The sequence below is a fragment of the Marinospirillum celere genome, assembly GCF_900112235.1.
Lineage (GTDB): Bacteria > Pseudomonadota > Gammaproteobacteria > Pseudomonadales > Halomonadaceae > Marinospirillum > Marinospirillum celere.
Genome location: NZ_FOLH01000001.1, coordinates 914200 through 933711, shown reverse-complemented (window position 1 = coordinate 933711; position 19512 = coordinate 914200). Strand labels below are relative to the sequence as shown.

Annotated in this window: 22 protein-coding genes; 17 read left to right on the top strand and 5 right to left on the bottom strand. The window is 48.6% G+C overall.

Annotated features, from left to right (window positions below; genetic code table 11):
* Positions 1–86: 86 nt before the first annotated feature.
* From BM185_RS04445 to BM185_RS04405, 9 genes are all read left to right on the top strand, one after another.
* Positions 87–938 (top strand): tyrosine-type recombinase/integrase, encoded by an 852-nt coding sequence (locus BM185_RS04445; RefSeq protein ID WP_091959801.1) that lies wholly within the window; start codon positions 87–89, stop codon positions 936–938.
* A complete protein-coding gene (locus BM185_RS04440) occupies positions 935–2062 on the top strand; it encodes an IS91 family transposase (protein WP_143089482.1) in 1128 nt (375 codons plus the stop codon). The genes BM185_RS04445 and BM185_RS04440 overlap by 4 nt, the downstream gene beginning before the upstream one ends.
* Positions 2063–2372: 310 nt before the next feature.
* Positions 2373–2750 (top strand): SMI1/KNR4 family protein, encoded by a 378-nt coding sequence (locus BM185_RS04435; RefSeq protein WP_091959797.1) that lies wholly within the window; start codon positions 2373–2375, stop codon positions 2748–2750.
* A 99-nt stretch (positions 2751–2849) separates the two neighbouring features.
* Positions 2850–3602: an NYN domain-containing protein gene (locus BM185_RS04430; protein WP_091959794.1), complete on the top strand. Its 753-nt coding sequence runs from the start codon at positions 2850–2852 to the stop codon at positions 3600–3602.
* A 99-nt stretch (positions 3603–3701) separates the two neighbouring features.
* On the top strand, positions 3702–5057 hold the full coding sequence (locus tag BM185_RS04425; protein ID WP_091959792.1) for a hypothetical protein: 1356 nt from the start codon (positions 3702–3704) through the stop codon (positions 5055–5057).
* Positions 5058–5278: 221 nt separating this feature from the next.
* Positions 5279–6241 carry a sensor domain-containing diguanylate cyclase gene (locus tag BM185_RS04420; RefSeq protein WP_091959789.1) on the top strand — a complete coding sequence of 321 codons (963 nt, stop codon included), beginning with the start codon at positions 5279–5281 and terminating at the stop codon, positions 6239–6241.
* A gap of 100 nt (positions 6242–6341) precedes the next feature.
* Entirely contained in the window at positions 6342–6701 is a 360-nt protein-coding gene (locus tag BM185_RS04415) for a transposase (RefSeq protein WP_091959786.1), read from the top strand.
* Positions 6653–7567 carry an IS3 family transposase gene (locus BM185_RS04410; RefSeq protein WP_143089481.1) on the top strand — a complete coding sequence of 305 codons (915 nt, stop codon included), beginning with the start codon at positions 6653–6655 and terminating at the stop codon, positions 7565–7567. The genes BM185_RS04415 and BM185_RS04410 overlap by 49 nt, the downstream gene beginning before the upstream one ends.
* On the top strand, positions 7567–7860 hold the full coding sequence (locus tag BM185_RS04405) for a HigA family addiction module antitoxin (RefSeq protein WP_091959780.1): 294 nt from the start codon (positions 7567–7569) through the stop codon (positions 7858–7860). The genes BM185_RS04410 and BM185_RS04405 overlap by 1 nt, the downstream gene beginning before the upstream one ends.
* A 7-nt stretch (positions 7861–7867) precedes the next feature.
* On the opposite strand, the gene BM185_RS04400 is transcribed toward BM185_RS04405, so the two are convergent.
* From BM185_RS04400 to BM185_RS04390, 3 genes are all read right to left on the bottom strand, one after another.
* The gene (locus BM185_RS04400) at positions 7868–8092 is read right to left on the bottom strand and encodes a Txe/YoeB family addiction module toxin (RefSeq protein ID WP_245751693.1); all 225 of its coding nucleotides are present in this window, start codon (positions 8090–8092) and stop codon (positions 7868–7870) included.
* Between the two features lie 28 nt (positions 8093–8120).
* The gene (locus BM185_RS04395; protein WP_091959775.1) at positions 8121–8393 is read right to left on the bottom strand and encodes a type II toxin-antitoxin system Phd/YefM family antitoxin; all 273 of its coding nucleotides are present in this window, start codon (positions 8391–8393) and stop codon (positions 8121–8123) included.
* 249 nt (positions 8394–8642) lie between these two features.
* Positions 8643–9284 (bottom strand): DUF938 domain-containing protein, encoded by a 642-nt coding sequence (locus BM185_RS04390; protein ID WP_091959772.1) that lies wholly within the window; start codon positions 9282–9284, stop codon positions 8643–8645.
* A 33-nt stretch (positions 9285–9317) separates the two neighbouring features.
* Here BM185_RS04390 and BM185_RS04385 point away from each other — a divergent pair, with 33 nt between their 5' ends.
* From BM185_RS04385 to rpsA, 7 genes are all read left to right on the top strand, one after another.
* The gene (locus tag BM185_RS04385; RefSeq protein WP_177203468.1) at positions 9318–10136 is read left to right on the top strand and encodes an alpha/beta hydrolase; all 819 of its coding nucleotides are present in this window, start codon (positions 9318–9320) and stop codon (positions 10134–10136) included.
* Between the two features lie 56 nt (positions 10137–10192).
* The gene (locus tag BM185_RS04380; protein ID WP_091959946.1) at positions 10193–10471 is read left to right on the top strand and encodes a hypothetical protein; all 279 of its coding nucleotides are present in this window, start codon (positions 10193–10195) and stop codon (positions 10469–10471) included.
* Between the two features lie 102 nt (positions 10472–10573).
* The gene (locus BM185_RS04375; RefSeq protein WP_091959769.1) at positions 10574–12115 is read left to right on the top strand and encodes a glutamate synthase-related protein; all 1542 of its coding nucleotides are present in this window, start codon (positions 10574–10576) and stop codon (positions 12113–12115) included.
* A 22-nt stretch (positions 12116–12137) separates the two neighbouring features.
* Positions 12138–13337: an asparaginase gene (locus BM185_RS04370; RefSeq protein WP_091959766.1), complete on the top strand. Its 1200-nt coding sequence runs from the start codon at positions 12138–12140 to the stop codon at positions 13335–13337.
* Positions 13338–13414: 77 nt separating this feature from the next.
* Positions 13415–13828: an acyl-CoA thioesterase gene (locus BM185_RS04365; protein WP_091959763.1), complete on the top strand. Its 414-nt coding sequence runs from the start codon at positions 13415–13417 to the stop codon at positions 13826–13828.
* 53 nt (positions 13829–13881) lie between these two features.
* A complete protein-coding gene (cmk, locus tag BM185_RS04360; protein WP_091959760.1) occupies positions 13882–14577 on the top strand; it encodes a (d)CMP kinase in 696 nt (231 codons plus the stop codon).
* Positions 14578–14788: 211 nt separating this feature from the next.
* On the top strand, positions 14789–16462 hold the full coding sequence (gene rpsA, locus BM185_RS04355; RefSeq protein ID WP_091959757.1) for a 30S ribosomal protein S1: 1674 nt from the start codon (positions 14789–14791) through the stop codon (positions 16460–16462).
* A gap of 79 nt (positions 16463–16541) precedes the next feature.
* Here the strand turns inward: rpsA and BM185_RS04350 are convergent, their stop codons facing one another.
* Positions 16542–17708: an HD-GYP domain-containing protein gene (locus BM185_RS04350; protein WP_091959754.1), complete on the bottom strand. Its 1167-nt coding sequence runs from the start codon at positions 17706–17708 to the stop codon at positions 16542–16544.
* 246 nt (positions 17709–17954) lie between these two features.
* On the opposite strand from BM185_RS04350, the gene BM185_RS04345 reads away from it, so the two are divergent.
* Positions 17955–19187: an EAL and HDOD domain-containing protein gene (locus BM185_RS04345; protein WP_091959751.1), complete on the top strand. Its 1233-nt coding sequence runs from the start codon at positions 17955–17957 to the stop codon at positions 19185–19187.
* Here the strand turns inward: BM185_RS04345 and tusA are convergent.
* Positions 19184–19432 carry a sulfurtransferase TusA gene (tusA, locus tag BM185_RS04340; RefSeq protein WP_091959747.1) on the bottom strand — a complete coding sequence of 83 codons (249 nt, stop codon included), beginning with the start codon at positions 19430–19432 and terminating at the stop codon, positions 19184–19186. The two genes, BM185_RS04345 and tusA, sit on opposite strands and share 4 nt — an antisense overlap.
* Positions 19433–19512 lie beyond the last annotated feature (80 nt).

Here is a 19512-nt window from a genome sequence, read left to right as displayed (position 1 = left end):
GTTGAACTAAGCCGCTGCGCGGGGCGGGTGGCGCATCCGGGATTTTGATCCATAATTAATGCTCCAACCTCTTTGGAGATTAGATCATGACCCCGCTTCGTCAAGCGATGATTGATCAGATGGATCTGAGAGGTCTCGCCCCCAAAACCCAGCAAGCCTACCTGCAACAAATCAAGGAACTGGCCCGTTATTATCACCGCTCCCCTGATTTACTGACCGATGAAGAGCTGCAAGCCTATCTGCTGTATTTGATCCGTGATCGCCAACTAAGTCACTCCAGCTGTCGCCAGGCTGTCCATGCCTTAGTTTTTTTGTACAGCCGAGTGCTCCAGCGACGCTTGCCCCGAATGGCGTTGGCTCATCCCAAACGTGACCAGAAAATCCCTGACCTGCTGTACCCCGATGAAGTTCTGGCCCTGTTGCAGCACTTTGTACGCCCCAAACCCAGAGCGGCTGCTTTTTTGGCTTACGCGACCGGAATGCGCATCAGTGAAGTCAGCGCCCTTCAGGTTCAGGATCTGGATGGTGTCCATAACCGTATCAAGGTTCGGCAGGGCAAAGGTCAGAAGGATCGCTATGTCCTTTTTACAGAAAGCCTCAAACAGAACCTGCGCGACTACTGGAGGGCCTTCAGGCCAGAAAGCTACATCATCTATGGTCAGTACAAGAATCGCCCTTTAGACAGCAAATACTTAAGACTGGACATGAAAGCGGCTGCGCAAGCAGCAGGCATCAGCAAGCGAGTCTGCTTCCATAGTTTGCGCCATGCTTTTGCCACACACCAACTACTGAACGGAATGCCCTTGCCGCGCTTGCAAGCACTTTTGGGGCACAAGCACCTGCAAACCACCTTTCGCTACCTGCAATGGGTTGCCTTGATGGATGTAGCTCGCAACCCGACCGAAGACCTGCTCTGTGGGTTGGGGAGGGCGGCATGAATGCCCTGAACCTGGCCGCCATCATTGAACACTGCAAAAGGCAGCAAGATATCCAGGCCACGCCACGACAGTGGCAAGTGCTGCATCATATTACGGACTGTCGAACGGCCGCCATGGGCGGTCAGCATTATGCTTGCCCAACCTGCCAGCATCACTGGACCTGGTATCACAGCTGCCGTGATCGTCATTGTCCTCAGTGCCAGGGCCATGCCAGCCAGCAATGGTGTGAAAAACAGCAGAGCCAACTGTTACCGGTTCCTTACTTCCACCTGGTGTTTACCTTGCCTCATGAGCTGAACACCTGGATCGGTCAGCATGGACGCTGCCTGTATCGGCTCTTGTTCCAGAGCTGTTGGAATAGCCTGAAAACCCTGGGCGAACGCAAACTCAAGGGCCAGCTGGGTATGACAGCTGTTCTGCACACCTGGGGTCAACAGCTCACCCGCCATGTTCACCTGCACTGCCTGGTGCCTGCAGGAAGCCTGAAGTATCAAGCTCGCTGGCACACACATAACAAAAACTACCTGCTGCCCGTGAAAGCCTTATCCAATCGCTTCCGAGGCCAAATGGTTAGTCGTATCCGTGAAGCCTGGCAGCAAGGCTTGTTAGCCAGCGTCTCAAAAAATGAGATCAACCAACAACTGAATCGCCTGATGCAAAAGCCCTGGGTGGTCTACAGTAAATCGGCACTTCACTACCGGAAAACCCTAGTCAACTACCTGGCTCGCTACACGCATCGCATCGGCTTGAGCAATGGCCGCATCCTGGGCTGGAATGAAAACCAGGTCACTCTCCAATACCTGGATTACAAGGACTCTGGTGGCTCCAAATGCCTTAAACTGGCACCACAGGAACTGGTTCGCCGCTTCCTGCTGCATGTACTGCCTAAAGGCTTTATGCGCATCCGCCACTATGGCTACCTGGCCAATGCCATCAAAGCCAAACGGCTGGCCTGCATCCGAAGACAAATCAAACCTCAGCACAAGAAACAGCAACCGGAGCAGACAGAAAATCAACCGACATTACGCTGTTGCCCCAACTGCCAGAGTCCCATCAGCAGGATGGCAGCCTACACACCCGAGAATGAAAGCAGCAATACAATCAAAGCCATTAATAGCAGCTGAAAAGAGATAGGCGCACGACTAATCCCAAGAAAACGCCCTGATCACATCTGGGCTGACCGGTCGACTTGCGCCTAAAAGGCAAAACAGGTAAAAAGAAAGTAGAAATCAGCTACTGTCGTTCAAAAAAGACTTAAAAGTGGCGAAAAAAACATCGTGAAGGGATCGTTCGCCCGGAACCAAAAGGCCAGGGAAAGCCGGATCTTAAAAAGCAAATTCCCTAGTCCCTACCTCTGAGCCAGCGGCCGTTCAACATGCGGTTATGCGACAGCTGCGCCGTCCGCATAACCGCTTAAGAGTTATGACTAAAGCTATGCATCAGATTGAGAGTATCTTGGCTAAAAACGAAAAGTATCGGCTCGATGAGCCGATTCCACCAGAAAGCGAAATGGATCAGGTAGAGCTGGCTCTGAAAGCAGAGCTCAAAGGTTGGTATCGTGATTTTGTTAGATTGGGCGGTTTAAACGATCTGAGGTTTAGCGCTGAAATTCTCGCTCCTCAAGAACTGCTAGAAAATCAGATTTACGTAAAGAGCCGAGCTTATATCGCTTTTGCTAGCAATGGTTGCGGTGACCTTTTCTGCTGGTCTGTCGGCGAGTCTCCAGAAATTTTTTTGTGGGATCATGAGACAAACCGGTTCACAGAGGATGCCCCGGATTTTATTAGTTGGCTGGAACGTAACCGTTTTTAGTCATAACAAATTGCTGCACTCGGAAAAATTACTCGCTGCGCTCCTAATTTTCCGGTGAGCAAGGCGTTAAGCATACTCAGCATCAAGACTGGAGTTTGAATGAAAGATTTGGATGATCACAAGAAAGTGGCTGTACTCATTGACGCAGATAACGCCCAATATACGAAAGTGAAAGCAATATTGGATGAGATATCAGCGCATGGGCATGTTGTAATAAAAAGAGCGTACGGAGACTGGTCTAGTGAATATCTCAAAAATTGGAAACAATCGTTAAATGAATTGGCTATTCAGCCAATTCAGCAATTTGCCTACACAACAGGTAAGAATTCTACAGATGCATCAATGATTATAGACGCAATGGATTTGCTCTATTCTGGTAAATTTGATGCTTTCGCTCTGGTTTCGAGTGATAGCGACTTTACGAAGCTGGCCTCTCGACTTAGAGAGTCGGAAATATTTGTTTTTGGTGTTGGAGAAAAGAAGACGCCAATTTCATTTAGAAATGCTTGTGACGATTTCATTTTTACAGAAAACCTAGGCGCTGAACCATCGCCAGCCCCTAAGTCAGAGCCTGTAGTTCACGAAGTCGCCATGTCAGAAAAAGCGAATATTTCAGAACTGGTGCCTCTGCTTAAGAAGGCGTGGGAACAATACCAAGATGATGAAGGCTGGGCAAATGTTGCAGCGGCGGGTTCGTTTGTTAAACGATCAACACCTGATTTTGACCCTAGAACCTATGGAGCAACAAAGTTGCCTGAGATCATTCAGAACCTCAGAAGTGATTTTGAAATGAAGAAGTATAAAGGTAAAGGTACAGTGAATATCGTTGCTTACAAACCGAAAAATGCTTAACAAGGCCAGTCAAATCGACGGCTTTTTCGTTGCGGCTTCGCCTTCACTGCAAAGCCGCGCTTGCTGGCGGCGTTAAGCTACTTTTGAAACGAGGAATCGATGGAAGAAGAGCAAATAGGTAAAGTAGTATTTGATTTTATTGAAAACATGGACGCTTTGAATTCAAGCGCGCCCTTGGCTTTGTCGGTTGTTGCAACCGTGGCTGAGAAATTTAGAAAAGGACATAGCGATTACCTCGAAAAATATGGCGAAGTGACTGAAGAGAGTGATGAAAAGAAGGTTTACACATTGCCAATCGAGAGGCAAGGCAGGGCTGATCGAATAAGAGAACAATCCCGAAGCCTTATTAAATCAGTAAAACTTATCCCTCGAAATTTCTTGGTTTCATTCGTTAGTGAGTTTGACTGCTTCTTGGGGTCGTTATTAAAAGTGATTTATTCAAAAAAGCCTGAACTACTTAATGACAGTGCGCGACAAATATCTTATACAGATTTATTAGCGTTTGAGACATTAGAAGAAGCCAAGGAGCAAGTGTTAGAAAAAGAGATTGAGTCGATTTTAAGAAAAAGTCATTCGGAACATTTTTCAACACTGGAAACAAAGTTTGATGTCAAGCTTCGAAAAGGTCTTGATATTTGGAGCGAATTTATTGAAATAACTGAGAGACGAAATTTATTTGTTCACTCAAATGGTATTGTTTCAAGTCAGTATCTTAAAGTCTGCAAAGCTCATGGAGTGAATATCGAGGGTGTGACAATTGGGTGCAGTCTATCAGTAGATAGTGATTATTTGAAACGAGCTTATGAGGTAATATTTGAGATATCTGTCAAGTTGGCGCACGTACTATGGCGAAAATTATTTCCAGACGAGAGAGAAGAGTCTGATAACAACCTTAATAATGTTTGTTTTAATCTCGTTTCGAAGAATAAGAATAAACTATCTTCAGCCCTTTTGGAGTTCGCTATTGGTCTTCCAAAGCATCATAGCGAAACAGTAAAGAGAATGATGATAATAAATCTTGCACAAGCTTATAAACGCTCTGACAAGAAAGATAAATGTGCCGAAATTTTAAAGAGATATGACTGGAGCGCCACGGGGTATGAGTTCAAGTTGGCAGTCGCTGTGCTCGATGAAGACTATAAGCTTTCTGCAAAGTTAATTGCGACTGTGGTGAAAACAGGAGATTTGAGTGAAAAAGAAATTGTCGAATGGCCGCTTTTCAGGGAATTCAGAAAGACAGAAGATTTTATAAATGTTTTTAAGGAACTATTTAATAAAGATTATGCGCAACAAGAAGAGTTGATCAAAGCTGAATTTGCTAGCCATATGGATAGCATGTTTAGTGAAGACAATGACAACAGTTCTGACGACTATAGTGAAGATAAAAATAGCGTAGAGGAAGCGGCAGAAGAAATTGAAAAAGAATTGCGTGACGAAGCTTCAGGTAAAGCTTAACAAACGGCTCCACTCAGACGTCCAAACCGGAGCGGTTTTTGTGGTTTCGCTGCGCTACACTTTAACACAAAAGCCGCTCCGGTTTGGACGCTGGTGAGCCGGGCGTTATGCAGGGATACCTTAACGCTCGCCCTGATATTGTCTTTTGGTCGTTTTACCAGAATGCATGATTGCCGAGATGTACTATATTTAAGCAAATTTTTTAAGAGTGAGATACCAATATGATTAAGCCAGAATTGCCAGCCAATGAAGCAGAAAGGCTTCATGCCTTAAGAACACTGCAAATCCTTGATACGTCTCATGAAGAGCGATTTGATCGAGTTACCCGAATGGCCAAGCGTATGTTTGGTGTAGAAATTTCACTGGTTAGTCTCGTTGATGAAGACAGACAATGGTTTAAATCTGCACAAGGTCTGGATGCATCTGAGACATCGCGCGAAATATCATTTTGTGGCCATGCCATTAATCAGGATGGCTTATTCATTATTCCCAATGCGATTGACGATGTGCGGTTTTCAGATAATCCCCTGGTTACCGATGAACCCAATATCCGTTTTTATGCGGGTTACCCACTAAAGTTGAGACAAGGCATAAATCTAGGGACGTTATGTTTAATTGACTCGAAGCCGAAGCATCTGAATGAGGAGGATAAGCAGCTTTTAAACGACTTGGGCGCCATGATTGAGCAAGAAATCAGGTCAATTCAATTAGCAACATTGGATGAATTGACCTTGATATCTAACCGCAGGGGATTCCTGACGCTATCTGAACATAGCCAAAAGGTCTGCCGACGCAATAAAATGCCGATATCAATGATTTTGTTTGACCTGAATAAATTCAAACCGATTAATGATAACTTTGGTCACCACGAGGGTGATTTTGCATTAAAGCAGTTTGCCGAAGTGATGCGCAGCGTGTTCCGTGAGAGCGATGTGATTGGCAGACTCGGTGGGGATGAGTTTGTTGTCATGCTGACAGACACCAATGATGAACAAATTACGGTCCTCCTGGAGCGCTTTAAAACAGCAATAGATGCATTGAATAAGGGCATTAATAAACCTTACCTTATAGAATACAGTGCCGGTGTAGCGAGCTTCTCTTATGATACAGAGCTATCGTTAGAAGAAATGATTGCGGAGGCTGATGCCTCAATGTACGAAAAAAAGAAAGACCGGGCGCGTTAGAGCTTGTAAGCGTGAAGAATCGCATAACAAATGCATCCACGCGGACTTTGTACTTGCCCCGTTTTAGTGGACACCTTCAGTCAGCACTGGAGGTGCTACAATGCCCCGATACAACAACCCCAAAAAAACACGTCAGTACAGCTTTGAGTTCAAGCGCAAAGCCGTTGAAATGAGTCAAGAGCCTGGCGTTCAGGTACAGGAAGTGGCACAGCGTTTGGGAATCCATCCTTTTATGCTGTCACGCTGGCGAAAAGAGTACCGTGAGGGGCTGTACCCATTGCGCTCACCATCCAAGGCCAAGCCATTGAAAAAATCACGTAAATCAGCCAAGCCAGATACTGATAATGCTGAGCTGAAGAAGCTGAGAAAGGAAAACGGTCGATTGAAGTTGGAGGTTGACCTGCTAAAAAAGTGGCAACGGTTTCTCGCGGAACAACAAAGGAACGCTACCGATTCGTAAAGCTGCACCACCAGCGTCTTGGCGTTCGGTTTCTGTGTCGTTGGTTACGCGTCTCTCACAGTGGCTATTACGCCTGGCTGAAACGCCCTGAGTCACTGCACAGGCAACGTGACATGCAGCTCAGACAAGAGGTTCTTCAAGTATTCTCAGCCAGTAAAGGACGCTATGGAGCCCCACGGATTCATCAGCAGCTGCGCCAGAAGGGTATCTGCATTGCGCGCAAACGAGTGGCGCGCCTGATGTGTGAGATAGGCTTGAAAGCCCGAGTGGCCCGGATATATCGCAGAACACCCGGTATCACCCGCTTTTATGCCAAGCATCAAAACCTGTTACTGGAGCAGGGTGCACCAACCCGAACTGATCAGCAATGGGTAGGTGACCTGACCTATATACGAGTTGGGCGTTACTGGCATTACCTGTCAGTGGTTATGGACCGGCACTCAAGACGCATACTGGTCTGGAAGCTGGGTGCTCAGAAAACAGCGGCACTAACCTGCAAAGCACTCAGGCAGGCACTGAGAGACCGTAAACCTGGTGCAGGATTGATCTTCCATACGGATCGAGGTGTTGAGTACGGAGCCCATGAGGTTCAAAACCTACTAAAAGAACATGGCATTTTAAGCAGCATGAATCGTCCGGGCTGCTGCACTGACAACGGTTATATGGAATCCTTTTTCCATTCCCTAAAAGCAGATCTGGATACCGCCACTTCGGTGGATGATATGGATATCCCTGGTTTTCGGCTTCACTCATTGAAGGGGCGAGACAAAGGGCGGTGGTCGATTCGTGTTAACGGAAATTGGCGCATGACGTTCGAATTTCAGGACGGCAATGCCTACATTCTTGATTATGAGGATTATCACTGATGACTATGCATAATCCGCCGCATCCTGGTGAATTCATTCGTGAGGTGTACCTGGAGCCTTTCGGTATCAGTTCCCGTCAGCTTGCTTCCAGTCTGGGGGTCTCTCCCTCCACTTTGTCTCGGCTGCTCAAAAGGGAGAGTGGTATTAGCCCGGAAATGTCGCTTCGGCTATCCAAGGTTCTCGGACGTTCTCCTGAGAGCTGGTTGGCGATGCAGGATATGTACGATCTATGGATGGCCCGCAAAACGGTCAACCTGGATGGAATCCATCCCCTGGACTTCGAGGCGGCTTAACAAAATGTTAGGGCTGATCGTAGTGACCACCAATAGCGAAGATATAAATAGACTTTTCGTCGAACCGATATATCAAACGATCTTTTTGTGATATCCGCTTAGACCATAGGCCAGAGAGGTTGTGCTTTAGGGGTTCAGGCTTTCCCAGGCCGGAGGAAGGATCGTCCGATCGCAGTATGTCCTTGAGCAATTTGCACAAGGACTTATGTAATCGTTTGTCCTTTTCGCGCATAGCCTGATACGCTTCCCAGGTGTTGCCCTCAAATACCAGTGATCTCATCCATCTGCTCGTCAGTCGGTTGATAGCCTTTTCCATGGGTGTGAGTTTCAAGAGAGTCGGCAATCTGCTGCATGAGGCTTTTACTTTGGAGAACGTGAAGAGTTTCCTGTTCTTGCTCCCAGTCGTCGGCGCTCATCACAACGAAAGCCTCTCCAGCTCGTCGAGTTACCTTGAGCGGCTCATGCCGGCTAACCACTTGCTCTACAACGCTCTTTAGGTTGTCTCTGAATTTGTTTACACTGATTGTATCCATAATAGCACCTTAGTGTACAGGGTTTCCGTACAAGTATATGCCAAGCACCCTAACAAGGCCAAGCACAGCGATAGCTTTTTCGTTTCGGCTACATCTCCACTACAAAGCCGCGTGTGTTGGCGGCGTTAGCAAGATGCCAAACAGGAAAATATCCAACTTTATAGATAGTGCAAGGTTTTTAAGAAAGTAGTCATCGCAAATCCAGCCATCCTTATTTTGACTCTGTTCGGAACCCTGCTGGCTAGTGGTTTATTTGGTTAAGGCAAGATGCGGTTGGCGCTGCCAGACTAGCGTACGGTTGTTGGCTGGCATGGCGTGGTCTGCGATCAGTTGAAAGCCAGCTGCTGAGGCTAGGGGTTCCAGTTCGTCCAGGTCGCGGATGCCCATGCCGGGATCTTGTTGGCGTAGGTAGCTGTCAAAGCGTACATTGCTGTCGCTGGTATGTTGGCCCTGGTAGCGAAAGGGGCCATAGAGGCAAAAGAGCCCCTGGGAAGGCAGGCGCTGCCCCAGCCCATGGAACATGGCTTCAACAGCAGGCCAGTGCATGATGTGGGCTGTGTTGGCTGAATAAGCGGCGTCTATTTCCAGCTCTGGCCATAGTGGCTGTAACACATCTAAAACGATGGGTGCTTGCAGGTTATCAGCTCCGGCTGCACGGGCTTCTTCTATCCAGAGTCGGCAGCCAGGCAGGTAATGGGCTTGATCTGTTGGTTGCCAGCTTAGCCAGGGTAGGCGAGGCGCAAAGAAAGCAGCATGCTGACCTGTGCCCGAGCCGAGTTCCAATACCCGGGAATTCCGGTGCGTTGACTCCGGCAGAACTTGCTGTAGCACTGCCAATAGGGGACCTTTGTTGTTTTCACAGGCCTGGGAGAAGGGTTTTGAGACTTGCATCCAGGTATTATAACGCAGCTTTTGAGTATTGCTATGTTGTTACGTTTAGGCCTAGTGCTGGGGCTGTTTTATCTATCGCTTGTGGTGTTGATGTGGCTGTTTCAGGAGCGGTTGGTGTATCTGCCGCATATGGGCCGCGAACAAATAGCAACGCCGACGGATATTGGGCTGGATTGGCAGGCGGTGGAACTGACGACTGAGGATGACCTGCGGCTTGATGCCTGGTGGTTGCCCGCCGAAAATTCACGGGCGGCGGTTTTGTTTTTGCATGGTAATGCCGGCAATATTTCACATCGGTTGAGATCCCTTGAGCAGTTTAATCGGCTGGATCTGTCGGTGTTGATTCTTGATTATCGGGGCTATGGCCGAAGTGAGGGCAAACCCTCCGAGGCAGGAACTGCTTTGGATGCCGATGCAGGTTGGCGCTGGTTGAAGGAAGAATCCGGCCATGATCCTAGCCAGTTGGTGGTTTTCGGGCGTTCTTTGGGTTCGGCGGTAGCGGCTGAGTTAGCCAGCCGGACTGATCCTGCAGCGCTGATTCTGGAATCACCCTTTCGTTCAGTGCCTGACTTGGGGCAAAGGCTCTATCCCTGGTTGCCAGTACGCCCCCTGGCACGTTTGAATTATCCCACGATTGACTATGTGACCCAGCGTAGTGCGCCGCTGCTGGTTATTCATAGTGAAGATGATGAAATCATTCCCTTTGCCGAAGGGCAGGCTGTGTATGAGGCTGCAACGCATCCAAAGCAGTTGCTGGTGATTCAGGGTGGTCACAACACAGGTTTTTTGGATAGTGAGGCCACCTATCTACCGGCTATTGATGATTTCTTGAAGGGCGCACTGAAGATGTAGACTGGGGTATGATTGCACAGCTACACCCACCCGCTTTTAAGAAAGGGCAGTTTTTAATGAGAAAGGTATTAACAAAACTATTTTGGCCAGTGCTGTGTTTTTTTGAAACCAGTGAAGAACCGGCAAACTACAAGAAGTCGCATCGGGTTGTTCTCAACATTGTTGGTGCCCTGTTTATCCTCTTGTCTTTGGGCTCGGCCACGGCTGGTTACGTAAGCGGTCAGCTGGTTTCGCTGATTCCGGTAGTGGTTTTCTTTGGCGTGGGTTTTGTTGCTGTGGTCTTGGGTGCGCTGGGCTCCAGGGGTGCGGTGGCTAAAATCTGGGGTAATAAATAAAGAGCATTTGCTTAAATTGCTTGGCTTGGTGGATTGGCGCATTAGGCTTTTATCTTCCACACTGCTTTCTAAAGTCTTGTTTTTGATGAGGAGAGAAAGCAGATGAGTCGCCCACATGTTGCTGATAACAAACCCAAAAAAGTTGAGCTGAGCAAAGGCGAAGAGTATTTTTTCTGTACCTGTGGTCGTTCAGGTAATCAGCCCTTTTGTGATGGTTCTCATAAGGGAACAGGTTTTAAACCCAAGGGGTTTGTGGCTGAAGAAGACGGTGCTGCTTTTCTTTGTCAGTGCAAATACACACAAAATGCTCCTTTTTGTGATGGAACACATAAACAGTTTGACCAGGATGCAGTGGGTAAAGAGGGCCCTGAATTAGATTCAGGAGATCAGAAAGCACCTGAAGCTAAAAATACTGCGGAAGAGCCCAGCGTTGAGTTGATTCACCAACTGGCGCGTGAGGGGTTGAAGGGTGTTGGTCATCATGGCCCTGTTGAAGCCATGGGGGTTCCTCGCTCTAAACTGCCCGATTGGGATGCCTTGCAGATTATGGTAGCCCAGTTGGCGAAAAAACCGCTTTTGGATGATGCGCCGGTTGGCACTGAGCTGGTGGTAGGTCCAGAAGCGCGTAAGCCTCTGGTGTTGGATATTCCCCTGTTTGTTTCTGATATGAGTTTTGGTGCCCTGTCTGAAGAAGCCAAAATTGCTTTGGCCAGGGGTGCTGAAATGGCGGGTACGGGTATTTGTTCCGGTGAAGGGGGGATGCTGCCTGAAGAGCAGCAGGAAAACTCACGTTATTTTTATGAGTTGGCCAGCGCCAAGTTTGGTTATGACGAGAAGCTGTTGGAAAAGGTCCAGGCTTTTCATTTTAAAGGCGGCCAGGGTGCCAAAACCGGCACGGGCGGGCATTTACCGGGCAGTAAGAATCGGGGCAAGATTTCTCAGGTGCGTGGCCTGAAAGAGGGTGAGGATGCGATTTCACCGGCCACTTTTACAGATTTACACAGTGTTCGTGATTTTAAAAATTTTGCTGATCGGGTCCGTGAAATTACCGGTGGCGTGCCAATTGGTTTTAAGCTGAGTGCTAACCATATTGAGCGGGATATCCAGTTTGCGCTGGATGCCAGTGCCGACTACATCATTTTGGATGGCCGTGGTGGTGGAACCGGTGCAGCGCCAACACTGTTTCGTGATCATATTAGTGTGCCGACACTGCCTGCCTTGGCAAGGGCTCGGCGCTATCTCGACCAACAGGGAGCCAGTGGCCGGGTCACTTTGCTGATTACCGGTGGGCTGCGTGTGCCCAGTGATTTTATCAAGGCTTTGGCTTTGGGAGCGGAAGGGATTGCCGTGGCCAATAGTGCCATGCAGTCCATCGGTTGTGTGGCGGCTCGAATTTGTAATACCAATAATTGCCCGGCAGGCATTGCCACCCAAAAGGCCGATCTGCGGCAGCGTTTAAATGTCGATCAGTCGGCCAAGCAGTTGCATAACTTTTTGCAGGCTTCCACGGCCTTGATGCAGGTGATGGCAAGAGCTTGTGGTCATTCGCAGCTGGCCGATTTTAATCCAGATGATCTGGCAACCTGGGATAGAGAAATGGCTTATCTGACTGGCGTGCGCTATGCCGGAGTGATGGATATCTAAGCCCAAGTGTAGAGGAGACTGAATGAAGATAGCGGTTATTAATACAGGTGGCACTCTTAGTTGTGTGGGTGATCCTTTGGCGCCTATGTCGGCAAAGGATTTTGCCCAGGCTTGTGAAAAGCACCTGGACCCGCTTTTGCGACAGAAGTTTGCTGACATTCAAGTCTCCTACCTGACCGGGGTGCCTTTTTCGGCATCGAAAAACCAAACGCTGGACAGTACGGACCTGCAGCCAACGGCTTGGTGTCTTATGGCTCAGGCGTTATTAACCCACTATGCCGATTTTGATGGTTTTGTGTTGCTGCAGGGTACGGATACCTTGGATTTTACCGGTGGGGCCCTGCCTTTTTTACTCGCAGGTTTTGATTCCACGGGTGAGATCACCGCGGCCTTAACCAAGCCTGTAGTGATTACAGGCTCTATGTTGCCGATGTTTTATCAAGAAGAAGGCAAGGGTGAGCTGGCGCTTAACTTTAACACTGACGCCTTTCAAAACCTGTGTGGCGCGCTGGCTGCTGCTAGCCTTGGAATTCCTGAGGTGAGTGTATATTTTCATCATCATCTTTATCGCAGTAGTCGCGTTGTTAAAACCCATACCAGTGATGTGAATGCCTTTTCTTCACCTAACTACCCGCCGTTGGCCAAATATGCTGCGGATTGGAGTCTCTATACAGAAGGCTGGCTGCCCGCCCCCTTAAGGGCTTCTACCAGTCTTGATGACCCCAAGCAGCGTGCTGAACAGCTGAAACGTGTTACCCAGTTGCATGCTGATTTGGATCTTTTTCCTGTGATGCTTTTGAATGCTTTTCCTGCACCCTACTCAGCTTCTCAAGGGAAGGCTTTGCTGGCTGACCTGGTCGATGCAATGGTTCAAGCCGGTGCCAGGGGCATTGTTTTACAGTCTTATGGTGCAGGCAATTTTCCTTCAGGCAATCCAGATGCACCGACTGAGGGGGCTGTTTATCAAGCCTTCTTGAGAGCCAGGGCGCAGGGGGTGTATCTGGTTAACTCAACCCGAGTGCCAGCAGGAGCTGTCAAGATGGAAACCTATGCTGCAGGGGCCTGGTTACGGCTGGCGGGAGTGATTTCGGTGGGGGATATGACGCCGATGACGGCTATGGCGAAATTGATGATTTTGATGGCACTTGCCAAGCAGCAGGCTTGGACGCCTGAAGAAGTGGAGCGGCTCATGCAGACCAGTCTTTGCGGAGAACTGGGCTGAAAGGTATTTATAAACAAACGTTTGAATCTTCCGGTGGCTGAATTACACTGCTGGGTGTTTTTAATAAGGAGTGAAGCATGCAGACAAGAACACCCATTAAGATTCGTGGTTACCACCTGGACCTCTATGGTCACGTCAACAATGCGCGTTATCTGGAGTTTCTGGAAGAGGCGCGTTGGGATTTCCTGGAACGCCAGGTGGATATTTCCTCTTTTACAGGTTCAGGGTTGGGCTTGGCGGTGGTGAACATTAATATCAATTATCGCCGTGGTGCCTATGTGGGTGAAGAGATCGAAGTGGTGACTTCCTTGGCCAAATTGGGGAACAAGAGTGCAGTGATGCACCAGGATGTGGTGCTTAAGGGGACAGATACTTTGGTAGCGGATGCCGATGTCACTTTTGTGGTTACTGACCAGAAAGCACAAAAAGCGGTAACTTTGGAAGGTGATTTACGCGCTATTTTGGAAACTTGGCAAAAAAACAGCGTTTAATGCTTTTGCAACCAAAAGGCGTATAATGCTGCGGCTAAAAGAAGGGAGGTTGTATGGTTGCTGAGAATCAACAGGCTGCAGTGATTACGGTTGACGGCCCAGGCGGCGCAGGTAAGGGTACAGTGAGCATGTTGCTTGCTAAATACTTGGGTTGGCAGTTGCTTGACTCGGGTGCGCTTTACCGGTTGGTTGGCCTGGCTGCTGAACATCATGGTGTGGCTTTTGATAATGAAGCCTCGCTGGCCGTTTTGGCCGAACACTTGGATGTGCAATTTAAAGTCAGTAAGGATGAGCTGGTTCAAGTCATCCTGGAAGGTGAGGATGTCAGCAAAGAGCTGAGAACCGAGCGTGTGGGTGGTCTGGCCTCTCAGGTTGCGGCCCTACCTGGAGTACGCTCAGCTTTGTTGGCCCGTCAACGCGCCTTTGCAGAAGGTTCCGGGCTGGTGTGTGATGGCCGGGATATGGGCACGGTGGTTTTCCCCGATGCGCCTCTAAAAATTTACCTGACCGCCAGTGCAGAAGAAAGAGCACGAAGACGCCTTGAGCAGTTGCGTAGTAAGGGTATAGCTGCTAGTCTATCTGACCTTAAAAAAGACATTCTGGAGCGTGATGCGCGTGATATGAACCGCGAAACAGCGCCGCTGCGGCCTGCAGAGGATGCTGTAGAAGTGGATACCACCTCGCTGAGCATTACAGAAGTCGTCGACTTAATTCTAGCTGAAGCAAAAAGCCGAGGCTTGATATCTTAGGCATCCTCCGCCTGAGATGGATTTCAAGTCGAGCAGTACGGAGGTCATTCAGAGTAGCGTCATAGTTTGTTGGGATACCCTTTGAAAATCCCTTCAGGCTTAACCAGCGTTAACGCCTCTGGATGGAAACGATCAGGCCCGCGTTTGTTGGTGGCGCGGAGGGCGGCACTTGTGTCGCATCTAAAACGACTTAAATTGAGTAGAAAATTTCATGACCGAATCCTTTGCCGAATTATTTGAAGAAAGTTTGCAAGAAGTCAACATGGAAGCTGGTTCCATCATTACTGCCACTGTTGTGGATATTGATGGTGACTGGGTTACCGTAAATGCTGGTCTCAAGTCCGAGGGTGTTATTCCCCGCAATCAGTTCGAAAATGCTGACGAACTGAAAGAAGGCGACCAGGTGGTTGTAGCCCTGGAATCTGTGGAAGATGGTTTTGGTGAAACCCGTCTGTCCCGTGAAAAAGCCCGTCGCGCCGAATCCTGGATTGAGCTGGAAGCAGCTTTCGACAAGAACGAAATCGTCAAGGGTATTATCAACGGCAAGGTCAAGGGTGGCTTCACTGTTGACGTTAACTCCATCCGTGCCTTCCTGCCCGGTTCTCTGGTTGATGTGCGCCCTGTACGCGACACCGCTCACCTGGAAAACAAAGAACTGGACTTCAAAGTTATCAAGCTAGATGCCAAACGCAACAACGTGGTTGTTTCTCGCCGCGCTGTTCTGGAAGCAGAAAACTCTGCTGAGCGTGAAGAGCTGCTGGCTAACCTGGCCGAAGGTCAGGAAATTCAGGGTATCGTTAAGAACCTGACCGATTACGGTGCCTTCGTTGATCTGGGCGGCGTTGACGGCCTGCTGCACATTACCGATATGGCCTGGAAGCGTATCAAGCATCCTTCCGAAATCGTTGCTGTTGGCGACGAAATCAATGTCAAAGTCCTCAAGTTCGACCGCGAGCGCAACCGCGTTTCTCTGGGTCTGAAGCAGCTGGGCGAAGATCCCTGGATTCAAATCAAAGCACGCTACCCAGAAAACTCCATCATCAAGGCGCGTGTTACTAACCTGACTGACTACGGCTGCTTCGCAGAGCTGGAAGAAGGTGTTGAAGGTCTGGTTCACGTTTCTGAAATGGATTGGACTAACAAAAACGTTAATCCTAAGTCTGTTGTTAGTCTGGGCGACGAAATCGATGTCATGATTCTGGACATCGACGAAGAGCGTCGTCGTATTTCTCTGGGCATCAAGCAGTGCCGTCCTAACCCTTGGGAAGAGTTCTCAGGCCAATACAACAAAGGCGACAAAATCTCTGGTGCTATCAAGTCCATCACTGACTTCGGTATCTTTGTTGGTCTGGACGGCGGCATCGACGGTCTGGTTCACCTGTCCGACATCTCTTGGCACGAAGCTGGCGAAGAAGCCGTTCGTAAGTTCAAGAAGGGTGAAGAAGTTGAAACCGTTATCCTGTCGATCGACCCTGAGCGTGAGCGCATCTCTCTGGGCATCAAGCAGCTGGAAAGCGATCCCTTCAACGAATTCCTGGCTCTGAATGACAAGGGCTCTATCGTTAAAGGCACGGTTGTTTCCGTAGAGCCTAAAGAAGCTGTTGTTGCTCTGAATGAAGAAGTTCAGGCCATCCTGAAAGCTTCTGAAATCAGCGCTGAGCGTGTTGAAGATGCCCGCAACGAGCTGAAAGAAGGCGACGAAGTTGAAGCCCGCATCGTTAATGTTGACCGCAAAAACCGCGTGATCAACCTGTCGATCAAGGCTAAAGACAAGGTTGAAACTGAGCAAGCTATGGCTGCCCAGCGTGAAGCCCAGCCTGAAGCTCAATCTGGTCCTACCACCATTGGTGACTTGATTAAGCAACAAATGGAAAACCAGAACTAAGCGAAAACTCGCAAGTTCTCTTTCCATGCAAAAACCGCCACTTTTTAGTGGCGGTTTTTTTGTTGGGTGACTGTTAAAGTTAAAGTTCGATGGCTTTGCGGACGTGTACGCCCCAGAACAAAAAGGGCTGCAGGGGTTTCAGCACTTCAGCAGAAACAATTTCCTGTACGGCATACTGGGGATCACTGGTATCTCTGGGTGGTGGGTGCATATAAACCTGGCCACTGATAGCACGAATACCGGCGCAAACGGGATGGTTGATATTGACGCCACGCTTGGTTACGACAGCTGTGTCACCATTAGCGAGTTTGACCGGTGTCCCCGGAGGATAGATGCCGATTTGATTCAGGAAGAGTTTGGTCAGGCCGGGACCGACTAGAGTACCTCTTTCAGAAAAGATTTGGCGTAGAGCCTGTTTGACTGACAGTGCATCTCGGTATTCGCGATTGCTGATTAGTGCGACATAAATATCAGCTAGGGCAATCAGCTTGGCTTCATTGCAGATATCTTGTTCAGTTTTACTTTCCGGATAACCGCTACCATCCAGGCGTTCATGATGATCTCGAACAGCTTGTAACCAAATGGGGTCGGTGATTTTCATTCTTTCCAGAAACTCTACCGAGCGTTGGGGATGGTGGCGTATCGCTTCATTCTGCTCTTCAGTCAGGGGTGTTTTTTGACGATTAAGCTTGTCGTGGAAATGCAGCATGCCCAGATTTTGGGTTAGGGCTGCTGCCAGCGTTGAGAAGAGGCGCTCACCATGAAAGTTGATTTTCTTGCTGATGACTGCCAGGAGGACAGCACACTGAATCGGGTGGTGAATGCTGTAGGGTACTTCGTCCTGGCGTGGCCAGTGAACGGTGCCCAGCAGAGCTTCAGGAGCCCGCTCAGCCAAGCCGAGTAACTGGCTACTGATGGAATGTATCTTACGGTAAAAAACATCGGGCGCAGCTGCATTCTGGCTTTTGATCTGCTTGAAGGCGGTTTCCAGCTGGGATTCCAACTCTTCAATTTCCAGAAAAGGGTTAACGTTGGCGCTGTACCGAAAAGGTTTGAAGTCACTGCTGTAGTCCTGGCGATCACTGGGATCACGCTTGACCAGGCCGCGCTCCATAAGGACTTCAACTTGCTGATCATTTGCGATGTGCGCGCCTTTTGACAAGAGTAGGCGACCCCCCTTGGTATAGATATCCATGGTGGTTCTTTTACCAACGGTCAGCTCTCCGGGGCGTAGCTTCTCAAGCATCGATTTCTCTTATAGTTTTCTGCAAGTATGTTTCAAGAGGTTAAGCCTTGTAGAAACTTTAGTCTGTAGCTTTTTTTCTTGTGTATGTTTATTCTTGTGTAAGAAGAGGGATTTCTAATTTATATTTCCTAAATTCATGAAATTTCGTGTTAAGTGACCCACTGGTTTTTTCATACACTTTTTGCAGAGTTTTGTTAAGCTATATAACACTTAGTGCATTCTGTATAACCACAAAAGGCGGCTAGTATGGACGCTCGGGACGAAGAAAAGTCCAGTGAAGTTAACTATTGTATTGCTCTCCAGCCTATCTGTGATCAACGCATGCGTCACGTGGCAGATGAGCTCCTTTATCGTTCCAGCGCTACTGCTAGATTTGCCAGTGTTGAAGACCAGATGGAGGCTACAGCACGTGTTTGTAACGCGGCTTTTTATGAAACCGGCCTTGAAAAACTGATCGGCAACCGCAAGCTTTTCTTCAATGCCCCTCGCGAATGGATACTTAAACCCGAGCTTTTGCCTCCTAACCCCGAGCAGGTTGTGTTGGAGGTTCTTGAGAGTGTGACGGGTGAGCCGGAAATACTCAAGGCCCTTAAGCGTGTTCGTATGCTGGGTTATGAAGTTGCTCTGGATGATTTTATTTTGACCACCGAAACTGAGCCGCTTTTGGATGTGGCCAGTATCATCAAGGTGGACTTGTTTGAACCGGTCCGTGAAGAGGATATTGATCTTTACAAAGAGCGGGGAATTCGCTTACTGGCCGAAAAGGTCGAGGATTTGGAGACCTTCAAAAAATACCGGGATATGGATTTTGAGTTTTTTCAGGGCTATTTTTATGCCAAGCCCGAGGTCCACGAAGAAACATCCCGTAAAGGGCGAGGTAACAATAAGGGCGCCCAGATTCGCATTCTCAAAGAGGCTCAGGAGGAAGAGCCCAACTATCAGGCAATGGAAAATCTGATTGCCCAGGATCCTCAGCTGACCTTTATGCTGCTTAAATATGTGAATTCAGCAGCCTTTCGTCGGCGTAGTGAAATCACCACCATTCACCAAGCGTTGAATACTCTGGGTATTGACCGGGTTAGAACCATCGTCACTACGGTTATGCTGGCTAATAACGGCCCAGCCAGTCGGCTGCTCCTGCCGCAAGCGCTCACCCGCGCTGCCATGTGTGAAAAGCTTTCTGATGGAATGACTGGCATTAATCGGCGCACGGCCTTTATGGTTGGCCTCATGTCGATGATGGATGCTCTGATGGGGGTCAGCATGGTTGAATTGCTCAGCCAGTTGCCTCTTAGTTCAGAGATTAAAAATGCCATTCTTTACCGTCAGGGCAAGTTGGGGCAGTTGTTGAATCTGGTCATTGCTTTTGAGCATGCCAAGTTGGCCGGTAAATCAGCCAATCTGGTTGAAAAACTCAACCAGGCTTGGATGGAAAGTCAGATTTGGTCTAATGAAATTATGATGCAGGTCGACTATTAAGCTTTTTCAATCCAGTAGCGATATTCTTGCGCATCTTCTTCCTGCTTGACCAGCGGGTGCTTTAGGAACTGGCAGAATTTGGGAATATCCCGGGTTGTTGCCGGGTCTGTTGCCGTAACTAGTAGTATTTCTCCCTGCTTAACCTCTTCCATTTTTTGGTGTAACAGCATAATGGGCTCAGGACAATAGAGTCCGCTGGTGTCCAGGTGATGCTGGTGTTCGGGTGGCTGTTGTTCCAAAGTCATAGATTTCCTAAAACAGGTTGCAGTAAGAGCCAGTAAGCGATAATTTTCAGTTAATTAGCTTCTAAGAGCAAGTTGAATTC

What these genes read in the sequence shown, in the direction of transcription:
- BM185_RS04445 (WP_091959801.1), top strand. Translation starts at nt 87, where the DNA reads ATGACCCCGCTTCGTCAAGCGATGATTGATCAGATGGATCTGAGAGGT.
- BM185_RS04440 (WP_143089482.1), top strand. Translation starts at nt 935, where the DNA reads ATGAATGCCCTGAACCTGGCCGCCATCATTGAACACTGCAAAAGGCAG.
- BM185_RS04435 (WP_091959797.1), top strand. Translation starts at nt 2,373, where the DNA reads ATGCATCAGATTGAGAGTATCTTGGCTAAAAACGAAAAGTATCGGCTC.
- BM185_RS04430 (WP_091959794.1), top strand. Translation starts at nt 2,850, where the DNA reads ATGAAAGATTTGGATGATCACAAGAAAGTGGCTGTACTCATTGACGCA.
- BM185_RS04425 (WP_091959792.1), top strand. Translation starts at nt 3,702, where the DNA reads ATGGAAGAAGAGCAAATAGGTAAAGTAGTATTTGATTTTATTGAAAAC.
- BM185_RS04420 (WP_091959789.1), top strand. Translation starts at nt 5,279, where the DNA reads ATGATTAAGCCAGAATTGCCAGCCAATGAAGCAGAAAGGCTTCATGCC.
- BM185_RS04415 (WP_091959786.1), top strand. Translation starts at nt 6,342, where the DNA reads ATGCCCCGATACAACAACCCCAAAAAAACACGTCAGTACAGCTTTGAG.
- BM185_RS04405 (WP_091959780.1), top strand. Translation starts at nt 7,567, where the DNA reads ATGACTATGCATAATCCGCCGCATCCTGGTGAATTCATTCGTGAGGTG.
- BM185_RS04400 (WP_245751693.1), bottom strand. Translation starts at nt 8,092, where the DNA reads ATGCGCGAAAAGGACAAACGATTACATAAGTCCTTGTGCAAATTGCTC.
- BM185_RS04395 (WP_091959775.1), bottom strand. Translation starts at nt 8,393, where the DNA reads ATGGATACAATCAGTGTAAACAAATTCAGAGACAACCTAAAGAGCGTT.
- BM185_RS04390 (WP_091959772.1), bottom strand. Translation starts at nt 9,284, where the DNA reads ATGCAAGTCTCAAAACCCTTCTCCCAGGCCTGTGAAAACAACAAAGGT.
- BM185_RS04385 (WP_177203468.1), top strand. Translation starts at nt 9,318, where the DNA reads ATGTTGTTACGTTTAGGCCTAGTGCTGGGGCTGTTTTATCTATCGCTT.
- BM185_RS04380 (WP_091959946.1), top strand. Translation starts at nt 10,193, where the DNA reads ATGAGAAAGGTATTAACAAAACTATTTTGGCCAGTGCTGTGTTTTTTT.
- BM185_RS04375 (WP_091959769.1), top strand. Translation starts at nt 10,574, where the DNA reads ATGAGTCGCCCACATGTTGCTGATAACAAACCCAAAAAAGTTGAGCTG.
- BM185_RS04370 (WP_091959766.1), top strand. Translation starts at nt 12,138, where the DNA reads ATGAAGATAGCGGTTATTAATACAGGTGGCACTCTTAGTTGTGTGGGT.
- BM185_RS04365 (WP_091959763.1), top strand. Translation starts at nt 13,415, where the DNA reads ATGCAGACAAGAACACCCATTAAGATTCGTGGTTACCACCTGGACCTC.
- cmk (WP_091959760.1), top strand. Translation starts at nt 13,882, where the DNA reads ATGGTTGCTGAGAATCAACAGGCTGCAGTGATTACGGTTGACGGCCCA.
- rpsA (WP_091959757.1), top strand. Translation starts at nt 14,789, where the DNA reads ATGACCGAATCCTTTGCCGAATTATTTGAAGAAAGTTTGCAAGAAGTC.
- BM185_RS04350 (WP_091959754.1), bottom strand. Translation starts at nt 17,708, where the DNA reads ATGCTTGAGAAGCTACGCCCCGGAGAGCTGACCGTTGGTAAAAGAACC.
- BM185_RS04345 (WP_091959751.1), top strand. Translation starts at nt 17,955, where the DNA reads ATGGACGCTCGGGACGAAGAAAAGTCCAGTGAAGTTAACTATTGTATT.
- tusA (WP_091959747.1), bottom strand. Translation starts at nt 19,432, where the DNA reads ATGACTTTGGAACAACAGCCACCCGAACACCAGCATCACCTGGACACC.